The sequence below is a fragment of the Pseudomonas sp. 18175 genome, assembly GCF_050432925.1.
Classification (GTDB): domain Bacteria; phylum Pseudomonadota; class Gammaproteobacteria; order Pseudomonadales; family Pseudomonadaceae; genus Aquipseudomonas.
This window is the reverse complement of sequence record NZ_JBKFTO010000017.1, coordinates 98814-116303: the sequence shown is the minus strand read 5'-3', so window position 1 is coordinate 116303 and position 17490 is coordinate 98814. Positions and strand designations below refer to the sequence as shown.

The following is a 17490-nucleotide window of genomic DNA, read 5'->3' as shown; positions in this document are numbered from 1 at the left end:
GAAGCAATTCTGAATTCTTTTTTGAGGTAATGGAACTTTTTTATTTTTGATGGTCGTGTGACTTTTTGGGCAGTGATGGTGAAACGATGGCAACTTTTTTCCATGAAACTACAGGGATATGTGCCTGACTAACCCTCATTAGCCTCATTGCGCTATAAACTATGTCACACATTTTTTTAGTAGTAGGAGCATCAGCACATGCAACTGGGGATTATCGGACTAGGCCGCATGGGCGGGAATATTGCACGGCGCCTGATGCTCAATGGGCATACCACCGTTGTTTTCGACCGTAACGAAGCATTTGTGAAAACCTTGAGCGAAGAGGGCGCCACGGGCGTCGCCGACCTTAAGGCCTTGGTCGCCGGGCTGCAAAAGCCTCGCGCTGTGTGGGTGATGTTGCCGGCGGGCGACCCCACTGAAAACACCATCAATGAGCTGAGCGAGCTGCTGGAAGACGGCGATGTGATCATCGACGGCGGCAACACCAACTATAAGGACGACGTGCGTCGCGGCAAGGCCCTGGCGGAAAAAGGCCTGCACTATGTCGATGTCGGCACCTCCGGTGGCGTCTGGGGCCTGGAGCGCGGCTACTGCATGATGATCGGTGGCGACACCGAGACCGTGCAGCGCCTGGACCCGATCTTCAAGACATTGGCCCCAGGCCTGGGCACTATCCCGCGCACCAAAGACCGCAAAGACAGCGCTGACCCGCGCGCCGAACAAGGCTACATCCACGCAGGCCCGGCCGGTTCCGGGCACTTTGTGAAGATGATCCACAACGGCATCGAGTACGGGATGATGCAGGCGTTTGCCGAAGGCTTTGACATCCTCAAGACCAAGAATTCGGAAAACCTGCCCGAAGATCAGCGTTTTGACCTGAATGTGGCCGACATCGCCGAAGTCTGGCGCCGTGGCAGCGTGGTGTCGTCCTGGCTACTGGACCTGACCGCCGATGCCCTGGCGACCGACCCGAAACTGGACGGTTACTCCGGTTCCGTGGCCGACAGTGGCGAAGGCCGCTGGACCATCGAGGCCGCCATGGAGCAAGCGGTGCCGGTACCGGTGCTGTCTACTTCGCTGTTTGCACGTTTCCGCTCGCGCCAGCAGAGCACCTACGGTGACAAAATGCTCTCTGCCATGCGCTTCGGCTTTGGCGGCCACGTGGAGACTTCCAAAAAATGACCGCCAACGGCAAGAAACAAAAGGCCGAACCCGCTCCGCCCACCACACTGTTTCTGTTTGGTGCCCATGGTGACCTCGTAAAGCGCCTGCTCATGCCGGCGCTGTACAACCTCAGCCGTGACGGCCTGCTGGGCGATGGCCTGCGCATTGTCGGCGTTGATCATAACGCCATCAGTGACGCCGACTTCGCCAAGAAGCTCGAAGACTTCATTCGCACCGAGGCGGCGAGCAAGGTCCGCGGTAATGGTGAGAGCGCCCTGGACCCACAGTTATGGGCCCAGTTGGCCAAGGGCATCAGCTACGTCGAGGGCGACTTCCTCGACGACAGCACCTATGCCGATATCGGTAAGAAGATCGCCGACAGTGGCACCGGCAACGCCGTGTTCTATCTGGCCACCGCACCGCGCTTCTTCAGTGAAGTGGTGGAGCGCCTGGGCAGTGCCGGCTTATTGACGGAAACGGCTGAAGGTTTTCGTCGCGTGGTCATCGAGAAGCCTTTTGGCTCCGACCTGGCCACCGCCGAAGCCCTCAACGCCAGCCTGCTCAAGGTGATGAGCGAGAAGCAGATCTACCGCATCGACCATTACCTGGGCAAGGAAACGGTGCAGAACATCCTGATCAGCCGTTTCTCCAACGTGCTGTTCGAGGCGTTCTGGAACAATCACTACATCGATCACGTGCAAATCACCGCCGCCGAAACCGTCGGCGTGGAGACCCGGGGCAATTTCTTCGAAAAAACCGGCACGTTGCGGGACATGGTGCCCAACCACTTGTTCCAGTTGCTGGCGATGGTGGCCATGGAGCCACCGGCCGCCTTTGGTGCTGATGCCGTACGTGGTGAAAAGGCCAAGGTGATCGGCGCGGTGCGTCCGTGGTCGCTGGAAGATGCGCGGGCCAACTCGGTACGCGGCCAGTACACCGCGGGCGAGATCGGCGGCAAGCAACTGCCGGGCTATCGTGAAGAAGCCAACGTCGCCCCCGACAGCAGCACCGAGACTTTTGTTGCCCTCAAGGTGATGATCGACAACTGGCGTTGGGTCGGCGTGCCGTTCTACCTGCGCACCGGCAAGCGCATGAGCGTGCGCGACACTGAGATCGTCATCTGTTTCAAACCGGCTCCTTACGCGCAGTTCCGTGACACCGAGGTCGATGAGCTCAAGCCCACCTACCTGAAGATCCAGATCCAGCCCAATGAAGGCATGTGGTTCGACCTGCTGGCGAAAAAGCCTGGGCCGACCCTGGACATGGCCAACATTCAGCTGGGTTTTGCCTACAAGGACTTCTTCGAAATGCAGCCATCGACTGGGTACGAAACCCTGATCTATGACTGCATGACCGGAGACCAGACCCTGTTCCAGCGCGCCGACAACATCGAGAACGGCTGGCGTGCGGTGCAGCCGTTCCTGGATGCGTGGAAAGAAGATGACGGTATCCAGGCCTACAAGGCCGGTGAAGATGGCCCGGCGGCTGCCGATGCCTTGCTGGCCCGTGATGGCCGCACGTGGCACTCCCTCGGATGAGTGACGCAGCGATCCATCCCATCCGTTTTATCCTCAGTGACGTGGACGGCACCTTGCTGCATCCGGATCACCGCCTGAGCCAACGCACCGCCGATGCCGTGCGCGCCTTGCGTGACAGCGGGGTGTTTTTCAGCCTGGCCAGCGGGCGTCCACCCAAGGCCATGCTGCACCTGATCGAAACCTTTGGTATCGATGTGCCGGTGGCTGGCTTCAATGGCGGCACGCTGATCAATCCGGATGGCAGCATCCTGGTTGCCCATCATTTGCCAGCAGAGGCGGCGTTGGTGACCCTAGCGCTGTTCTCGGCCGAACCGGATGTGGAAGTCTGGGTGTTTGCCGACGGTGATTGGCTGCGCCGTGACCCGCCGGGGCCGATGGTGCAGCGTGAGGCCGATGGCCTGGGTTATGGGCCGATTGTGGTGGAGAGTTTTGAACCGTACCTGGATCGGGTCGACAAAATCGTCGCCGCCAGTAACAACACCCAATTGCTGGTGGAGCTGGAGGCGCAGTTGCAGCCCAAGGTCCAGGGCCTGGCCCAGGTCTCACGCTCGCAGCCGGTGTACCTGGACGTCACCGCCATGCTGGCCAACAAGGGTGAAGCCCTGAAGACGCTGGCGGCGCACCTTGGCGTGCCGCTGGAGCAAACCGCTGCGATAGGGGACGGCGGCAATGACCCGGCAATGTTTCAAGTGGCGGGGTTGTCCATTGCGATGGGGCAGGCGGAAGAAACCGTCAAGCGCCAGGCCAGTGTGGTCACTGGCAGCAATGTCGAAGAGGGTGCCGCCGAAGCTATTGAGCGGTTTATTCTCACGAAGCGATAAGCAATATTTGCTCTAACACTGAACTTGCGCCCCTTTAATACAATGGGCGCAAGTTACTGTGTTGGCTTACTTTGGCATTGCCCAGGATTGTAATTGGTAGCCGCCTTTATCGAGCTCGGCGCGGGCTTGCAACAACAAGTCTTCCAATTGTGCCGGGTCGGTATAGGCACTCGACGACAGCTGTTTGCTGCCGATGCGGGTATTGGTGCGGTCGATGACGCTCAGGCTGAGGGCGCCATTGCCGTCATGCCAGGCCACGCACTGAAAGGGCTGGAAGGCACGGTCTGCGATCAAAAGAGCTTCGTTGATGCGGAGCGGGGCGTTCATGTCGGGTTCTCTCTCATTGCCCATTCAAGTGAGTGCCGGCGGTTGGGCTGACCGTGCGGCGGGTTACTTGTACTGATGCACGATGACTGGGTACGGGTCACATGTTAGAGCAACATTTTTTAACTTGGCTTGATTAACGTCATGTAAGCGGCTGTTTTGAAAGCCGAATGAACGTTTCGCGCACGGGCAACTTATTTGCCGCAAACGCTGGAAAGTGGCTTTTTGCCCACACTTATAGCGAAACGGTACAAGCGCGGCGTCAAGATGTTGCTAGTGTTAGCGCCAGGCGTCACAAACCGTTGTTTCTAAATAACTTTAACAATTTTGACGCCAAGGAATAGTCATGATTGTTACACCTGTCCAGCGCCGCTTGCTTGTGGTCGACCCTTGTGACGACTGCCATAGGCTATTGCCCGGTTTGCGCACCGCCGGATGGGAGGTAGACAGCTGTGCCCTCGAATCGGTGGGTGACCGCTCCTGTGACGTTGGCCTGCTGCGGTTGCAGCCCTTTCACCTGGAGCGCCCCGAAGCAGTCAAGGAGCTGATCGGCCGCAGCGGCACCGAGTGGATCGCCGTGCTCAGCCCGGACGTACTGCGCTTGCAGAACGTGGGTGACTTCGTCTGCGAGTGGTTTTTCGACTTCCACACCTTGCCCTTCGACGTGGCCCGCGTGCAGGTCACCCTGGGCCGTGCCTTTGGCATGGCGCGGTTGCGGGGTAAAGGCAGTACGCCGGTGGATGAACCGGAGCACGAACTGCTGGGAGACAGCCGGCCGATCCGCGAACTGCGCAAATTATTGTCCAAGCTGGCTCCGACCGAATCCCCGGTGTTGATCCGTGGCGACAGCGGCACCGGTAAAGAACTGGTGGCCCAGACCCTGCACCGCAAGTCCCAGCGCCATGCCAAGCCTTTTGTGGCGATCAACTGCGGGGCGATCCCGGAACATTTGATCCAGTCCGAACTGTTTGGCCATGAAAAGGGCGCGTTTACCGGCGCCCATCAGCGCAAGGTCGGGCGCATCGAGGCCGCCAACGGCGGCACGCTGTTCCTCGACGAAATCGGTGACCTGCCGATGGAGCTGCAAGCCAACCTGCTGCGCTTCCTGCAAGAAAAACAGATCGAACGTGTTGGTGGCAGCCAGCCAATCCCGGTGGATGTGCGGGTACTGGCCGCCACCCACGTTGACCTGGAAGCGGCGGTGGCGAAGGGCACCTTCCGTGAAGATTTGTACTACCGGCTCAATGTCCTGCAAGTGGTGACCGCACCATTACGCGACCGCCATGGTGACGTGGCGCTGCTGGCCAACCACTTTTCGCGCTTTTACAGCCAGGAAACCGGCCGCCGTCCGCGCAGTTTCAGCGAGGACGCCCTGGTTGCCATGGGACAACACCCGTGGCCGGGCAACGTGCGCGAACTGGCCAACCGGGTGCGACGGGGATTGGTGCTGGCCGAAGGGCGCCAGATTGAAGCCGTTGATCTGGGACTTGTAGGCGCACAGGCAATTTCGCCGCCGATGGCTACACTGGAAGACTACAAGCACCGTGCCGAACGCCAGGCACTGTGTGATGTGCTCAACCGGCACAGCGACAACCTGAGTGTCGCGGCCCGCGTGCTGGGGGTTTCCCGGCCGACGTTCTACCGGTTGCTGCACAAACACCAGATCCGCTAGGGCGGGTAAACCGAAAAGCCCCGCAACGACCCTTATCGTTGCGGGGCTTTTCCTTTGTAGCTGTGGTTGTAGTGAGCGGGCTTGCCCCGCGCTGGGTGGCGAAGCCGCCCCAATAAGGCCGCCGTGGTGTTTCAGGAAGACCGAGGTGCCTGGATTTAGGGCGGCTTCGCCACCCAGCGCGGGGCAAGCCCGCTCACTACAGTAATCCCATTCACCATAAAACCGGCTCTGATCAGAAGTAATACGGGAATTTCAGGCTGAACGTGAAGTCCGGCGCATCATCCGTCATACCAATGGCCAGGTTCGGCACGATCGTCAGGTTCGGCGTGGCCGCAATGGTCATGCCGACGTTGAAGTAACCGGCGTTGGCGTCGCTGGACACCACCGATTGCCAATCCCCACCGTCAGGCTTGAGCTTGCTCTTGCGTTGCACCAGGTCGGATACCGAGAACGACATACTCATTTTCTCGTTGAGCGCAAAGGCTACGCCCACGCCAATCTGGAAGCTGTCGCCCAGGCTGACCTTGCCGCCGACCTTCTGATTGGCGTTGGAGCTGATGTCGTCAAACGAGTCTTCGAAGTTGTGGGTGTAGGACAGCGAGCCGAACAGCACCGCCGGGTCGAAGGTTTTGACCAGGGAAATTCCCGGGGTAACCGACCACACGCCGTTGCCCGTCGGCAGGCTTTCCGGTACGAACAAGCTGTCGTTGTTCGGCGACTCGATCAGCTTGATGCCGTAGGGTTCCTTGCCCGTTGGGGCCTTCACGCGCACAGAAACCACCGCGTCGGGCAGGGTGTCGGTTTCGTCGAGGAACTTGTAGGCAATACCGAAGTTGACGTCGCCAATGGTCGGGTCGCGGGTCACCGAGGCTTCCGACGTTGTCGTGCCGCTGTTGCCAGCGCCGCCCGATTGATAGGTCGATTCGCGGTAGACCACCGGCACGTTGATGTCGAACTGCCAACGATTATCGAGGTTGTAGCGTCCGGTGAGGTCCAGGGTCCAGTTATCCGCCTTGATTCGGTCCAGGTTGATATTGCCCAGGAAGATCGAGTCCAGTGCAAGGAACCCATTGAGCGTCAGCTGGCGCGCGTCATAGCGTGAATAGGTAATACCAGTTTCAAAGCTGAACTTGCCATCGCCGAAAAAGCCGCTGGCCTCGTTGTACAGGTTGCTGACGCTTTGTGCTGGCGCCGAGTCGTCTTTAAGGCTTTGCCCATACGAGCTGCCACCACCGGCACCGCCTGATGCGGCGGCAGCGCCCACACCTGGCGCGCCGGCCACGGTGGTGCCTTTGTTGAAGTCGGCGGGGGACTTCGCCAAGCGTTTTGGCGCGGGTGTTGCTGGCTGATCTTCCACTTGCCTGACTCTTTGTTCCAATACCGCCAGTGCTTTTTGTTGCACTTCGTAGCGTTGCTTGAGCTCCAAAAGTTCCTGTTTCAGCGTCTCAATGTCGGCGTCCGGCGCGGCATACAGCATGGTTGCCGGCAGGAGCGTACTCAAACAAACCACGGCACGTAACGATAAAGATCGATGCATGAAGTAAGCCGTCCCTTTTTTAATGCGTAAGTGTCGAGGCTCAGCGTAGTTCAATAACCGGCGGTGCGTAGGCCCTTGAGTTGATCCAGGTTGAGACTGCGGGTGATGTTGTTCAGGTTGTTATTGCCCATCACCACATTGATCTGGGTGAGGTTGGTAATTGCATTCAGATCGCCAGTGATCAGCGTGCTCTGGTTGACGTTGCCGCCGCCGATTTGCTGGAGCACGCTGCCTTGGTTGTTTGCAGCGAGGACGGCCATTTGCAACCCGCCATTCTTGGCCGAGACGCTGACCTGGCCAGCACCGCTATCGCCGGTGATTGTCTCGCCTGCCACCAGTGCCTTGCCTGACTGCACAATGTTCGCGGCCGCCAAGCCATTGCGGGTCACATTGATATCGACGCCATTGTTGGCGGTATTGCCGTCGCCCGCTGCGCGCACGCTCTGGGTCACGCCCTGGCCACTGCCTAGGCCACTACCGCCGACTACGGTGCCGGTGCCAGTGTTCGGTGTGCTGCCAGTACCAGTCGTGCTAGTGGTGGTGACATAGAATTGCGGGGTAACAGTGGAGGAGTTGATTTGCATGTTGGCACTGCCGGTGATGCTGTCACCTGCGGAGTTAGTCCAGGTGGTACTCATGACAATGCCAAAACTGATAATCCGCCCAGGCATCACATATCGCCCGCGCAGATCCGCCATTTCCGAATCCTTGAGTTCGATAGGCTTGAACGCCGATGACGCGTAAGCGGGCATTGAGGCTGCCAGGCACATGACCGTCAGCCAACGGTAAGTGTTCATCATCTGCTCCTGGAGCGTCCTGCCCCTTATTGCGCTTCTTGCTAGAAGAAGTCGCTTTGAATGAAACCGAAGTCCATCAGTTCGCTGTCGCGCACCGGGGTGAACTCGTTCAACTGGTTCTTGGCGGTCAGCGGTGTAGGCGGAGAGAGCAGGGCGTTGGTCTTGTCGTAGCCCTCACCCAATACGGCGAATACGATGCCATTCCAGCCCTTGACGAAGTCGTCCTTCGAGTAGCGCTTGTGGCCGAGTACGGGATCGCCGATGTACACCCAGTCCTTGTCCGCACGCTGCAGGACAACGAAGTGCTTGTAGCCGCGGATTTCCAGTAGCACCACAACGGGTACTTTCACGGTAACCAGCACGTCTTGCGTGATCCGGTAGCCCCTGGCTCGCATGCCAATGCTTTCCAGATAGCGCTTCATGTCGAGCATCGAGAAGCCTTGGGTTCTCACCAGGTCTTGGTCTGCATTGACCAGCATGCCCTTGATGACGTGGTCTTCGTCCACGTCCATCCAGTAAGCCTGACGCAGGATGGTCGCCAGTGCGGCGGCGCCGCAGCTGAAATCGGTTTTTTGTTCCACCAGGTTGGCAAACTTGCGCTCGCGGATGCTCTCGACATTTTTGTAGATCAACCCACCACCAGGCATGACCACGGCCATTTGCCCTGCCCAGGTCGGGCCGGTGAGTGCTAACAGAAGAAGGGAGGCAACGAGGCGCATGATCGTATGACCTGTTGGACACTGGAATGAAAAAAGGACCTTGTTGCCAAGGCCCTTTCTGGATCAGAAGCGAGTGATTGCTGTGTTGTTCTGACCTTGGTTGTTGCCGCCTGCGGAAACGTTGGAAGCCCCGATACCCGAGAAGTTGGTGAACGAGTTGTTGGTGCTGGCGTTGTTGGTAACCGGAGTGGTTTTCCAGCCGTGGCCGCTGCTGAGGTTGAGGGTCAGGTTGCCGGTGACTTCTTGCACGGCGTTGATGGTGGCTGCGCCGCCTTTGCCTTCGCCAGCGTTGATTGCCACGCTGTTGCTGCCTTGGTTAGAGGTGCCAGCAGCTACGTTCGACTGGCCGATACCCGAGAAGTCTTTGAAGCTGTCGTTGACCGACGCGTTGTTTTTGGTGCCACTGTTGATCACCAGGTTGCCGTAGTTGGCTTGAGCCGAGCTAACAGTGGCGAAGACGAAGTCTGCATCGCCAGCGGTGATGGCTACGTCGTTTTTGCCTTGGTTGTTGTCACCGGCTGCGGTGTTGCTGCCCGCAATCCCGGAGTAGTTTTTGAACGAATCGTTGACCGACCCGTTGTTTTTGGTTTTGTCGTTGAGCACCACGTTGCCGTGGTTGCTTTGGCCGTCGTTAACAGTTGCAGCAGAGGAGGTTGGAGCGGCAGGAGGGTTGTTAGGCTGTTGTGGGCCTTGACCTCCACCTTGACCAGCATGTGCAGCAACAGCCATGAGCGCAGCGAGAGCGAAAGCCAGTGGTTTGAGGGCCATTGTAGTTTTCATGGTGTATCTCCTTGCTTCTATTTAGTTGGTTAAGTGTTGGTACGGTCTAGCTATCCGACTCAGCTCCATCAGTTGAGTCGTAAGTTCAGGGTGTTAGCCACTCGGTTCCCCACCCCGGCGCTCTGGGTGACCTGTACCACTCCACGGCTGCCGGTGAAGGCCTGGTCGCTGGTAACGACCTGGCGGCTGCCAGTGGTAGGGGTCACCCCTGAGTCTGTTGCAAGCACAACGTTTTGTTGCGACATGACGCTGTCATCGATGCTTTGCGGGCCTGTGTTGATGTTGATGCGCACGGCATTGATTGATTGGTTCTGGGCCCCGGCCGACTGATTGACGCTCAGTACGCCGTTGCCGTTGCTGAAGGAGTTGCCCTGGATTGACGCCTTGGCGTTAAGGGAGCGGTCGGCGGGAGCGCCACTGATTTGCTGGTTTACCGAGATGTTCGCCTGGGCGTTGTGGCCAACGGCGATGGCGACGTTGTTGCTCAATTGTTGCTGGTCGCCGGAGGCCTGGTTGATCGTGACCACGCCGTTGTATTGCTTGCCGGAGTTCGTAATGGTTGCGTCGTTGGTGCTGCTGTCGGCCATCGCCGCCCCGCAACCGAGCAGTGCAAGAAGCATCCAGGAATGGTTCATCTCAACGCCCCCCTACCATGCTGCCGATATTGTTCAGAGGCGCCAGACCGCTTGAGACCGCGCCGTTAATCGTGCCGGAAAGACTGCTGCCACCGCTGTGACCGGCTGCGCTGCCTGTACCCAAGCCGATGCCGCTGCCGTTGTTATCGAAACCTGGAAGGCTGCCGCCTGGAAGAACGGTACGGGTGATGCTGGCGCCACTACTGATCCCGGCAATATCGTGGTCGTTGAGCTCAATGCTCGTTGCACGGTAGATCTGCCCGGCTGGGTTGGCGTTCGCGGTAGTGGGATTTGGATCAGAGCCAGCTGTGCGGCCATACATGTGCCCACGAACAGCGCGGTCAATCACAATCACACCGTCACCTGCCGCAAGCACTGGAAGGCTCACGCTGGTACTCAGTACGCAGCTGATCAGGAGGAGGCTCAATGAACCTTGAGTGTGAGTGACCACGGCAATATTCCTTATTCGTAACGCTGACCCTAAACAGCGTTGAAGGGGATAGAGCAGAAGCCGTGCCGCTTTTGATTAGTCGTTGCTATTCAAAGGGTTAGCGAAATTTCGGGGCAAAGTGATGGCCGCCCTGTATCAGCCATGAGACAACGCCCAGCGAACGCCTGCCTGCCCAGCCACTGCGCAACCGCTTCACCTGGCTGTATCAGCGCTGTAACACCTGTCATGACAAAACGATGAACGCGCTCACCATGGGCCGTGCAGGGCAGGGGGCTGTAAAAAAAATGGACACTGCAGGCGTAAAAAAGCCCGCAATCGCGGGCTTGGCTCAGCCTTTAGGCGTTTTACGCGGGATGGCGTTGAGTACCGGGTTGCCGTCCTGGTTCTGGGTCAGGTAGACCGGCAGTACCTTGGGCAGGGAAGGGACAAGGTTGGAGACCTCGTTGATGTTGTAGATCCCGCCAATGCGAATCGCCCCGGTACTGGCGTCTGCCAGCATCACCGGTTTGTTCAGGTAGCGGTTGATCAGTGGCAGCGCATCCGCCAGAGCCAGGTTGTCGAGGATCAGCTTGCCCTGGCGCCAGGCCAGGGCGGTGTCGTTGGGGTTGATGGTGCGCACCCGGGGCGTGGCATCGCCCTGTTGATAGCTGGCCTGCATGCCCGGGGTCAGCGGCACGCTGCCGTGGACCTTGTCGCTGGAGATCTGCACTGAGCCTTCCAGCAGCATCACCCGCACCTGGTCTTCATACTTCCACACATTGAACTGCGTGCCGGTGACCCGTACCTGGCCTTCTCCGGCCCGTACGATAAACGGGTGGGTGCTGTCGTGGGTGACTTTGAAGAAGGCTTCGCCCTTTTTCAGCGTGACGCGGCGCTGGTCCTTGTAGTTGCTGTAGACCAGTTCGGTGCCCAGGTTCAGTTCCACCTGGCTGCCATCACCCAAGGTGACCTGACGCAAGCCACTGCTGGCGTCATAGCGCTCATAGCTGTTTGGCAACCAGCCGGCTTCCCAGCCGGTAAAAGCGGCCAGTGGCAACGCAACCAGGCTGATGGCCGCCGCTACGGCGTACGTGCGCAAGCGGCTGCGCGGTGTAAACGGTACAACGACAGCGACGGGTTCGGGGCGTGGCAGGTGGTCGGCAACGTCCCAGATTTCGAGCATCGCCGCGTATTCAAAGGCGTGCAGCGGATGGGCGTCGTGCCATTGTTCAAAAGCCTGGCGCTCGGCAGCGGTGCAGTCGTGCGCGTGCAAACGCATGCACCAATGCGCAGCGGCGTCGGTGATGGCGTCATATTCGGCTTCTGAAAGAGACTTTTCTGTCATTTAAACGTCCTGATTTCCCGCATTCTAACCTCCCGAGGCAGGTGGCGAGAACAGCCATCATGGCGATTGCACATCAATTGGAACTTATTCTCGTTTGGGCGCCTCCTAATCATTCAGGACATTCCCAAAATGGAGAACGAACATGCTGAAGAAAACCTTAGTCGCCCTGTGTGCAACCTCCGCTCTGCTCAGCGCCGGCGCCGCACTGGCCGACAGGCCGGGCGCCGGTTGGATCACCATCGAGAAGGCGATTGAAGTCGCCAAGACCAAGGCCGGTTACGTCGAGGTGTACGCCGCCGAGGCCGATGACAAAGGATACTGGGAAGTCAAGGGCCGCAAGGCCGATGGCACGGTATACGAAGCGCGCATCGACGGCGCCTCGGGCAACGTGCTGCGTGACCAGAAGGACTGATACGCCCACCGGGGGCTTGCTCAAGCCCCCGGATCCAGCACCCTTCCCACATGGGTGATCAAATACGTCACCGAGTCTGCGTTAGCCAGAATGACGTCAAGCCTGCGATCCGGGTTTGTCAGAAACGTGTTGCGGGCGTCGTTCAGCGTGTTGGTGCCGGTAAGGCGCAGCACCAGGTTATGCGCAGCGGTCGTTCCCGGAGCACCGAGGCTGACCCAGTTGCGTGATTGGGAATCCCAGGTGGTGAACAGCTCGGTGTAGGTTGTTACGGCCGACAGTGCCGTCGACTGCAAGTCCGACAGCAGCGTGTAATCACTGGTCGCCACATTTATCAGGTCGACAAACGGGCGCATGCTGTCCAGGTAGGCGATGTCCTCAGTAGCGCAAACCATGTGGCTGACTTCATGGATCAACGTTGCCGCACGTGCATGGTCGTCAATGTCAAACGGCGCATTGAGCACAATCCCGTGTGGGTACAGGCGCGGGTTAAAGAAGTTTTCCACCAGGAAGATGGTCTGTTCGATGTCGTTAGGCAGCGTGAAGGCAAAGCCGTTGTCGGGTACGTGGTTGGTGCCGAATACAAATCGCGTTGAGTTGGGGGAGGTGAGCGTTGGGTCTGTCAGCCCCCGCATGACTTCGTCGACGCGGGCGGTGATTTTGTGCAGTTGCGCCGGGGTAAAGGTCACGATGGAAAATATCTCGGTGAGCAGGGTATGGGTCCTCGGGTTGAGGGCGGCGTCCCGTGTGAACAGCGCCAGGTTTCGTGCGCATTGGTTGGTGTAATACATCGCGATGTAGAGTGCGGAGTCGATGAACTCGTCCCACTGTGGGTTCAGCGCCCGAATGGCGGGCCTGCCCTGGGCTTCGATGTTGATCGTCGCCCGTACAACACTCGTGACGCGCGGACGGCTCCTGTAATTGGAAAAGCCTTGGCCGAACCTCGGTTCACGCACGCTAAGGTCCAACACCCATTGCCCTTGCGCATTGCGTTCCACGTAGGGGCCAAGCTCACGGGCCAACGTGACGCGCCAGTGGTTTCCGGATTTTTCCACCGGGTAAACCCTGCCCGCCATTGGCACGTAGGTCAGGCGGCTGACCGAGTGCTTGTAAACGTGAGTGTTTGGATCTTGCTGCAAGTCTGCCAACGCCACCGTAAAGTCTTCAAAGCGGCGCATCCGCGTGCGCAGCGGGTCTGTGATGTCGTGGGTTTCAATCGTGGTCGCAGCAACCGACACATCCGGCTGCGTTGGCTCAGGCAGGGTTTGGGGGGCCAGCAGCTCATCGAGTTGCTTGCGCACCGATGCCAGCGTCGCCAGGCCCTGAATAAACTTACGTAAACCCTGGCTAAAGCGCTGTTGCTGCAAGTCCTCGGCAGACGCCTGGAACAGCTTGAAGCTACGCCACACCACCAACGGGTACTTGAGCTTGCCCGCGATAAACTGCAACGCCATGGGAATGCCATTGCGTAACAGGCTGGTGATGCCATCCCACTGGTCCTTGCCTTCTCGCTCGAACTGGCAGGCGAGCATTTTCAGCAGCAGCAGGGTGTTGTCGTGGAACAGCGGCGGCAGGATGTTGCCGCGGATCGGGTTTGACGCCAGGCGCATATCGGAGTCTTTGGGCTGCGGGGGGCGCAACAGGTTGCGGTAGGTCGCCTGCTCGGGCTCGCCCAGTTGGCGGATGATCCAATCCTGTAACGGCCCAGGGCGGTTGATCTCGCTGCACAGGTCCTGTTCGCTGGCATATTCCGTGAGCACACGCAGCGGGCTGTAGGGCGCATACAGCACCAAAGGCCCGGTTGCCTTGGCCTGGGGGCCAATCAGGTACACACCGAGCACTTTGGCGGCTTTCGCGCCTTGGGTTGCTATCAATTCCAATGGGCGAATCATCGCGCTGGCCCCGCTGACCTGTTCCCGTGCGATGGCGTCGGGCATATCGAAGATTTGCTGGATAAACCCCCACGCGGCTTCGCTCAGGCGTTCTTCGAGCTTTTCCTCATGGGCATGACGCAGTAGTTGCCAGGGCAGTTGCTGGCAAAACAGCTTGCGGCGCTGGCGTGCATCATCGGTGTCGGCAGTCAGGTGCGTGTTGAGCAGGGAGCGGTAGGTTGCGGCGATGTCCAGCTGGCGCACGAGTTGCACCACTGCGGCACCGTCGAATGTATCGGGCAGGGGCGTTTCGGTGCGTGAGCTGGGTTTAAGGCTGTCGGCATTCAGGTCGGGCAAGTGGCGCAGGGCAAAATCCGTGAGGCTCTGGGTATGCCCGTTGAGCACAATGCGCGCGGGTATCAGCACATCGTCGGGGTCCAGGTCCAGCCCTGGGTAGCGCGCCTCAAGCAAAGTGCGCAGGCGCTTGGCCACGTGCGCGCGCAGCGGCGGCAGGCTGTGCAGGTAATCGCGCTCATCCGACACGCTCAGGCGGTACTGTTCCAGCAGCTCGGCGTGCAGCAATTGTTCGTGGGGCGACGCCATCCCCAGCCATACCGGCAATGCTTGCTGATGAATCATGGCTTGGGCGATGGTGGCCGCCCGGTCGAGGTTGGACGGCGATTCCCGCTGCATTTCGTGGTCCAGGCAATCCTGCAACTGCTTGGGGCCCAGCGGCGTGTTCAGCCAGAATTCAAGGTTGTCCACCAGGTGTTCGACGTAGCTGTGTTGGCGGTTGTCGAGCATATGCCCATCGATCCGTTGCAAGGGCCCCAAACCCAACGTCGTGTGGGGTATTCGTTGACGCAGAGGCAGGTTTTGCAGGAGCGCCAGGCGCCGGTCAGGCTGTGCCAGGCGCAGCTCCAGTTGCTTGCGCAAGGCATCGACGGATTCAAAAGGCTCATGGCCACGTTGGGGCGTCCACAGCAGCGCCTGGCCCGAGTGGTTGGGATCGATACCACCACGCTCGGTGAGCACCCAGCAGTTGGCCAGGTGCAGCAGTTGATCGCCTTGAGTCAGGCTGAGGCTGTAGGCATCCGGCAGAAACCCATTGAGCCCGTGGCGCTTGAGGCGGGTCATGCTGTCGGGCCGCAGCACGGTATCGAGGATGGCGTGCTGGGACGGGGTCAGGGTTTTGTTCAGCAGGCGCAGCTCTGCTTCACTGCGCAGGCCCAGCAGCAGGGCGCTGCCCAGTGTTTCGCGGTGATCTTCCAGGAATTGGCGCGGCAGTTCGCGAACGTTGTGGTTGGCCACTTCCACCATCACCAGCGCAACGATGGCGTTGACGGTCGAGCTGGTCAGGTTGTTCCAACGCAACGCCGCACCTTCCCGGCGGCTGGCGTAGAACCCCATGTGCGGCGTATTGCCCAACGGGCCAGCGACCCGTGCCAGACGTTCCATGAAATGGTCCACCAGTGCCACCGATTGCACCGGTAGGCGTTCCTCACGTTGCTGCGCCTCGGTGGCGTAGGTGTTGATGTGGATATCACTGGCATCCACATCCAGCTGGTATTTGCGCAACTGGGCATTGAGTGCACGCAGCACTACGCCGCGCAAGGTCGGATGTTGACGGCGCTGCTCGGCGGCTGCCGCTTGCGCCGCTTGCAGGGTTTGCAGCTGTTGCTTGGCGCGTTCGGCCTGCACGGTCGACGGCCGGCCGTTGCCGCTGCTGACCGGGTGCAGGCTCCAGCGTCCGCCCGTGTCGAGTGACAACAGGCGGCTGTCGAGCATGTGGCGAATGTCCAGGGCGCAGTCGAGCAGGGCCGCCAGGTCGACCAGGCCGTCACTGCGTCGAAACAGCCCGAGGGCATGCTCCATATTGTTCAATTGCTTGGCGGCGATGTCCTCGACCATCCCGCCGAAGACGCTGCCGGCCACCGGCAGGCCGCTGACCTGCACGGCCTCCATGGCGATATAAGTGCTGCGTTCTTCAAGCGACAGGAAGTTCAGCAGCTCGTCCTGATGCCCGGCGGCCTTGAGCATGCTCAGCAAGGTGTCATTCAGGTCGGCAAGGTCTTCGAGCACCTGCAAACCACGCGACTGGGTATAGAGGTAGGCATGTTTGTCGCTGATCAACAGGGTTGCGGCCAGCTCCACATAGTGCTGGTAGGGCGCGTGAATGCTGACTTTCTCGATACGCAATGACGGGTGCCATGCGCTGCGCGCCTGCGGGTCAGGCAGGAAGAGGGCGAGCAGGTGCTGGTTTTCTTGCGCCGACACAATGCCGTACTGGTGCTTGAACAGCAGGTCGGCGCGCAACGTATCGCTCATCATCTGGGTAAACAGGTCCAGGCGCGAGCGGCCGTCGCCGATGTCTTCGTTCCACCAGGTTTGTAGCAGGCTGCCCAGCAGTTTGGAGAGGATGCCCGCGGTGTGTTGCACCAGGCTTTCCCATTTTTGCAGGTCTTTGGCGCGTTTGGCGTCGCTGAGGTGCCCGGTGATGTAGCGCGGGTGGGTGAAGGTGCGTGTCTGGCCGGCTGGCCATTGCTGTTTGATGTAGTACTGCAACAACACGTCCCCCAGCGGCGCGGAACTGATCCAGTGAGGCGGGTGGCCGCCAGGGCCGTTGTCGGCGGCCATGAAACTGTTGACCCGTGTGTCGCGTTGATCGAGGTTGGGGAAATAAGCGCGCCCCATGATGCTCAGCACCTTATCGAGCAACGCGGACAAGGTGGGCGTCTGGCGCAATTGGGTCAGCATAAGCTGCCGGTTGAGCATCAGGCTGGCTTCGATGGTGGCTTCCTGATCTTCGAATACCGCGCCGAGTACGGCGGTGGTCTGGACATTGAACGCGGTGCTCTCGGTAAACGCTTTGCGTTGATCTATGGATAAAAAACGAACTAAATCAATTGATTGAGTTTTATTGTTCAAGCGATTTGTAATGGTTTTAATTGCCTCCGCACGGTCTTCGAACACCTCGATGCCGCCGTACGGGGTGTAGAGCAACGCTTTGTTTTCATCCGGGCTTGAGCTCATCAGGAAAGTACCGGCCAACGGTAAAGTGCGTTGGGGGGCAAGCTCCAGGATGAATTTCTCGACCACCATGGGGTGATTGCGCAAGGTTTTATCCTGACGTGCCTGGTCGGTGGCGTAATACACGGCGTTTAACCAATCCAGGTCCTTGACGGTCAGGCCCAGGGTTCGTTCGCGCTCAGTGGGGGTTTTTCTGCGTGCCGGGCGCACGAACTCCTGGAAAAAATACGGGGGGTCTACGTGTGCCATCCATTGCGCTCCTTCAAGGCCGTTGTGTGGTGGACAGCGTAGGCAGGGAGGGGGCGTTGCCAGCGGTAGATAACTGCTGCAAAAAAAGCGACGTGCTGGCACGCGACGATTGACAGCAGGCGCCGGGCGCGTTGTTTAATCACAGGCTTGAGTCACCCGTCTTGTTGCC

14 protein-coding genes are annotated in these 17490 nt (G+C 59.4%); 5 read left to right on the top strand and 9 right to left on the bottom strand.

What is annotated here, in order from left to right; all coding sequences use genetic code 11:
• The first annotated feature begins 198 nt into the window (after window positions 1-198).
• From gnd to ACLD1Y_RS22035, 3 genes are read left to right on the top strand one after another with little or no spacing between them, the layout of a single operon-like run.
• Entirely contained in the window at window positions 199-1182 is a 984-nt protein-coding gene (gene gnd, locus ACLD1Y_RS22045; protein WP_429479925.1) for a phosphogluconate dehydrogenase (NAD(+)-dependent, decarboxylating), read from the top strand.
• Entirely contained in the window at window positions 1179-2702 is a 1524-nt protein-coding gene (gene zwf, locus ACLD1Y_RS22040) for a glucose-6-phosphate dehydrogenase (RefSeq protein ID WP_429479924.1), read from the top strand. The genes gnd and zwf overlap by 4 nt, the downstream gene beginning before the upstream one ends.
• Window positions 2699-3523 carry an HAD family hydrolase gene (locus ACLD1Y_RS22035; protein ID WP_429479923.1) on the top strand — a complete coding sequence of 275 codons (825 nt, stop codon included), beginning with the start codon at window positions 2699-2701 and terminating at the stop codon, window positions 3521-3523. The genes zwf and ACLD1Y_RS22035 overlap by 4 nt, the downstream gene beginning before the upstream one ends.
• 66 nt (window positions 3524-3589) lie before the next feature.
• Here ACLD1Y_RS22035 and ACLD1Y_RS22030 read toward each other — a convergent pair whose 3' ends face one another.
• The gene (locus ACLD1Y_RS22030) at window positions 3590-3850 is read right to left on the bottom strand and encodes a hypothetical protein (protein WP_429479922.1); all 261 of its coding nucleotides are present in this window, start codon (window positions 3848-3850) and stop codon (window positions 3590-3592) included.
• A gap of 343 nt (window positions 3851-4193) precedes the next feature.
• On the opposite strand from ACLD1Y_RS22030, the gene ACLD1Y_RS22025 reads away from it, so the two are divergent.
• Window positions 4194-5519 carry a sigma 54-interacting transcriptional regulator gene (locus tag ACLD1Y_RS22025; RefSeq protein WP_429479921.1) on the top strand — a complete coding sequence of 442 codons (1326 nt, stop codon included), beginning with the start codon at window positions 4194-4196 and terminating at the stop codon, window positions 5517-5519.
• Between the two features lie 232 nt (window positions 5520-5751).
• Here the strand turns inward: ACLD1Y_RS22025 and ACLD1Y_RS22020 are convergent, their stop codons facing one another.
• The 7 genes from ACLD1Y_RS22020 to ACLD1Y_RS21990 all read right to left on the bottom strand — a co-directional run bounded on the left by ACLD1Y_RS22020 (window position 5752) and on the right by ACLD1Y_RS21990 (window position 11762).
• Complete coding sequence (locus tag ACLD1Y_RS22020) at window positions 5752-7056, bottom strand: hypothetical protein (protein ID WP_429479920.1); 1305 nt, start codon at window positions 7054-7056, stop codon at window positions 5752-5754.
• 50 nt (window positions 7057-7106) lie between these two features.
• A complete protein-coding gene (locus ACLD1Y_RS22015) occupies window positions 7107-7853 on the bottom strand; it encodes a hypothetical protein (RefSeq protein ID WP_429479919.1) in 747 nt (248 codons plus the stop codon).
• Between the two features lie 41 nt (window positions 7854-7894).
• Window positions 7895-8572, bottom strand: a complete 678-nt coding sequence (locus ACLD1Y_RS22010; protein ID WP_429479918.1) for a C39 family peptidase — start codon at window positions 8570-8572, stop codon at window positions 7895-7897.
• A gap of 63 nt (window positions 8573-8635) precedes the next feature.
• The gene (locus ACLD1Y_RS22005; RefSeq protein ID WP_429479917.1) at window positions 8636-9352 is read right to left on the bottom strand and encodes a heme utilization protein; all 717 of its coding nucleotides are present in this window, start codon (window positions 9350-9352) and stop codon (window positions 8636-8638) included.
• 68 nt (window positions 9353-9420) lie between these two features.
• The gene (locus tag ACLD1Y_RS22000; RefSeq protein WP_429479916.1) at window positions 9421-9987 is read right to left on the bottom strand and encodes an adhesin; all 567 of its coding nucleotides are present in this window, start codon (window positions 9985-9987) and stop codon (window positions 9421-9423) included.
• A 1-nt stretch (window position 9988) separates the two neighbouring features.
• Window positions 9989-10438 carry a hypothetical protein gene (locus ACLD1Y_RS21995; protein WP_429479915.1) on the bottom strand — a complete coding sequence of 150 codons (450 nt, stop codon included), beginning with the start codon at window positions 10436-10438 and terminating at the stop codon, window positions 9989-9991.
• 328 nt (window positions 10439-10766) lie between these two features.
• A complete protein-coding gene (locus tag ACLD1Y_RS21990) occupies window positions 10767-11762 on the bottom strand; it encodes a FecR family protein (protein WP_429479914.1) in 996 nt (331 codons plus the stop codon).
• A 142-nt stretch (window positions 11763-11904) separates the two neighbouring features.
• Between ACLD1Y_RS21990 and ACLD1Y_RS21985 the strand changes: the two genes are divergently transcribed.
• The gene (locus ACLD1Y_RS21985) at window positions 11905-12174 is read left to right on the top strand and encodes a PepSY domain-containing protein (protein ID WP_429479913.1); all 270 of its coding nucleotides are present in this window, start codon (window positions 11905-11907) and stop codon (window positions 12172-12174) included.
• Between the two features lie 20 nt (window positions 12175-12194).
• Here the strand turns inward: ACLD1Y_RS21985 and ACLD1Y_RS21980 are convergent, their stop codons facing one another.
• Entirely contained in the window at window positions 12195-17321 is a 5127-nt protein-coding gene (locus ACLD1Y_RS21980; RefSeq protein WP_429479912.1) for a dermonecrotic toxin domain-containing protein, read from the bottom strand.
• Window positions 17322-17490: the final 169 nt, after the last annotated feature.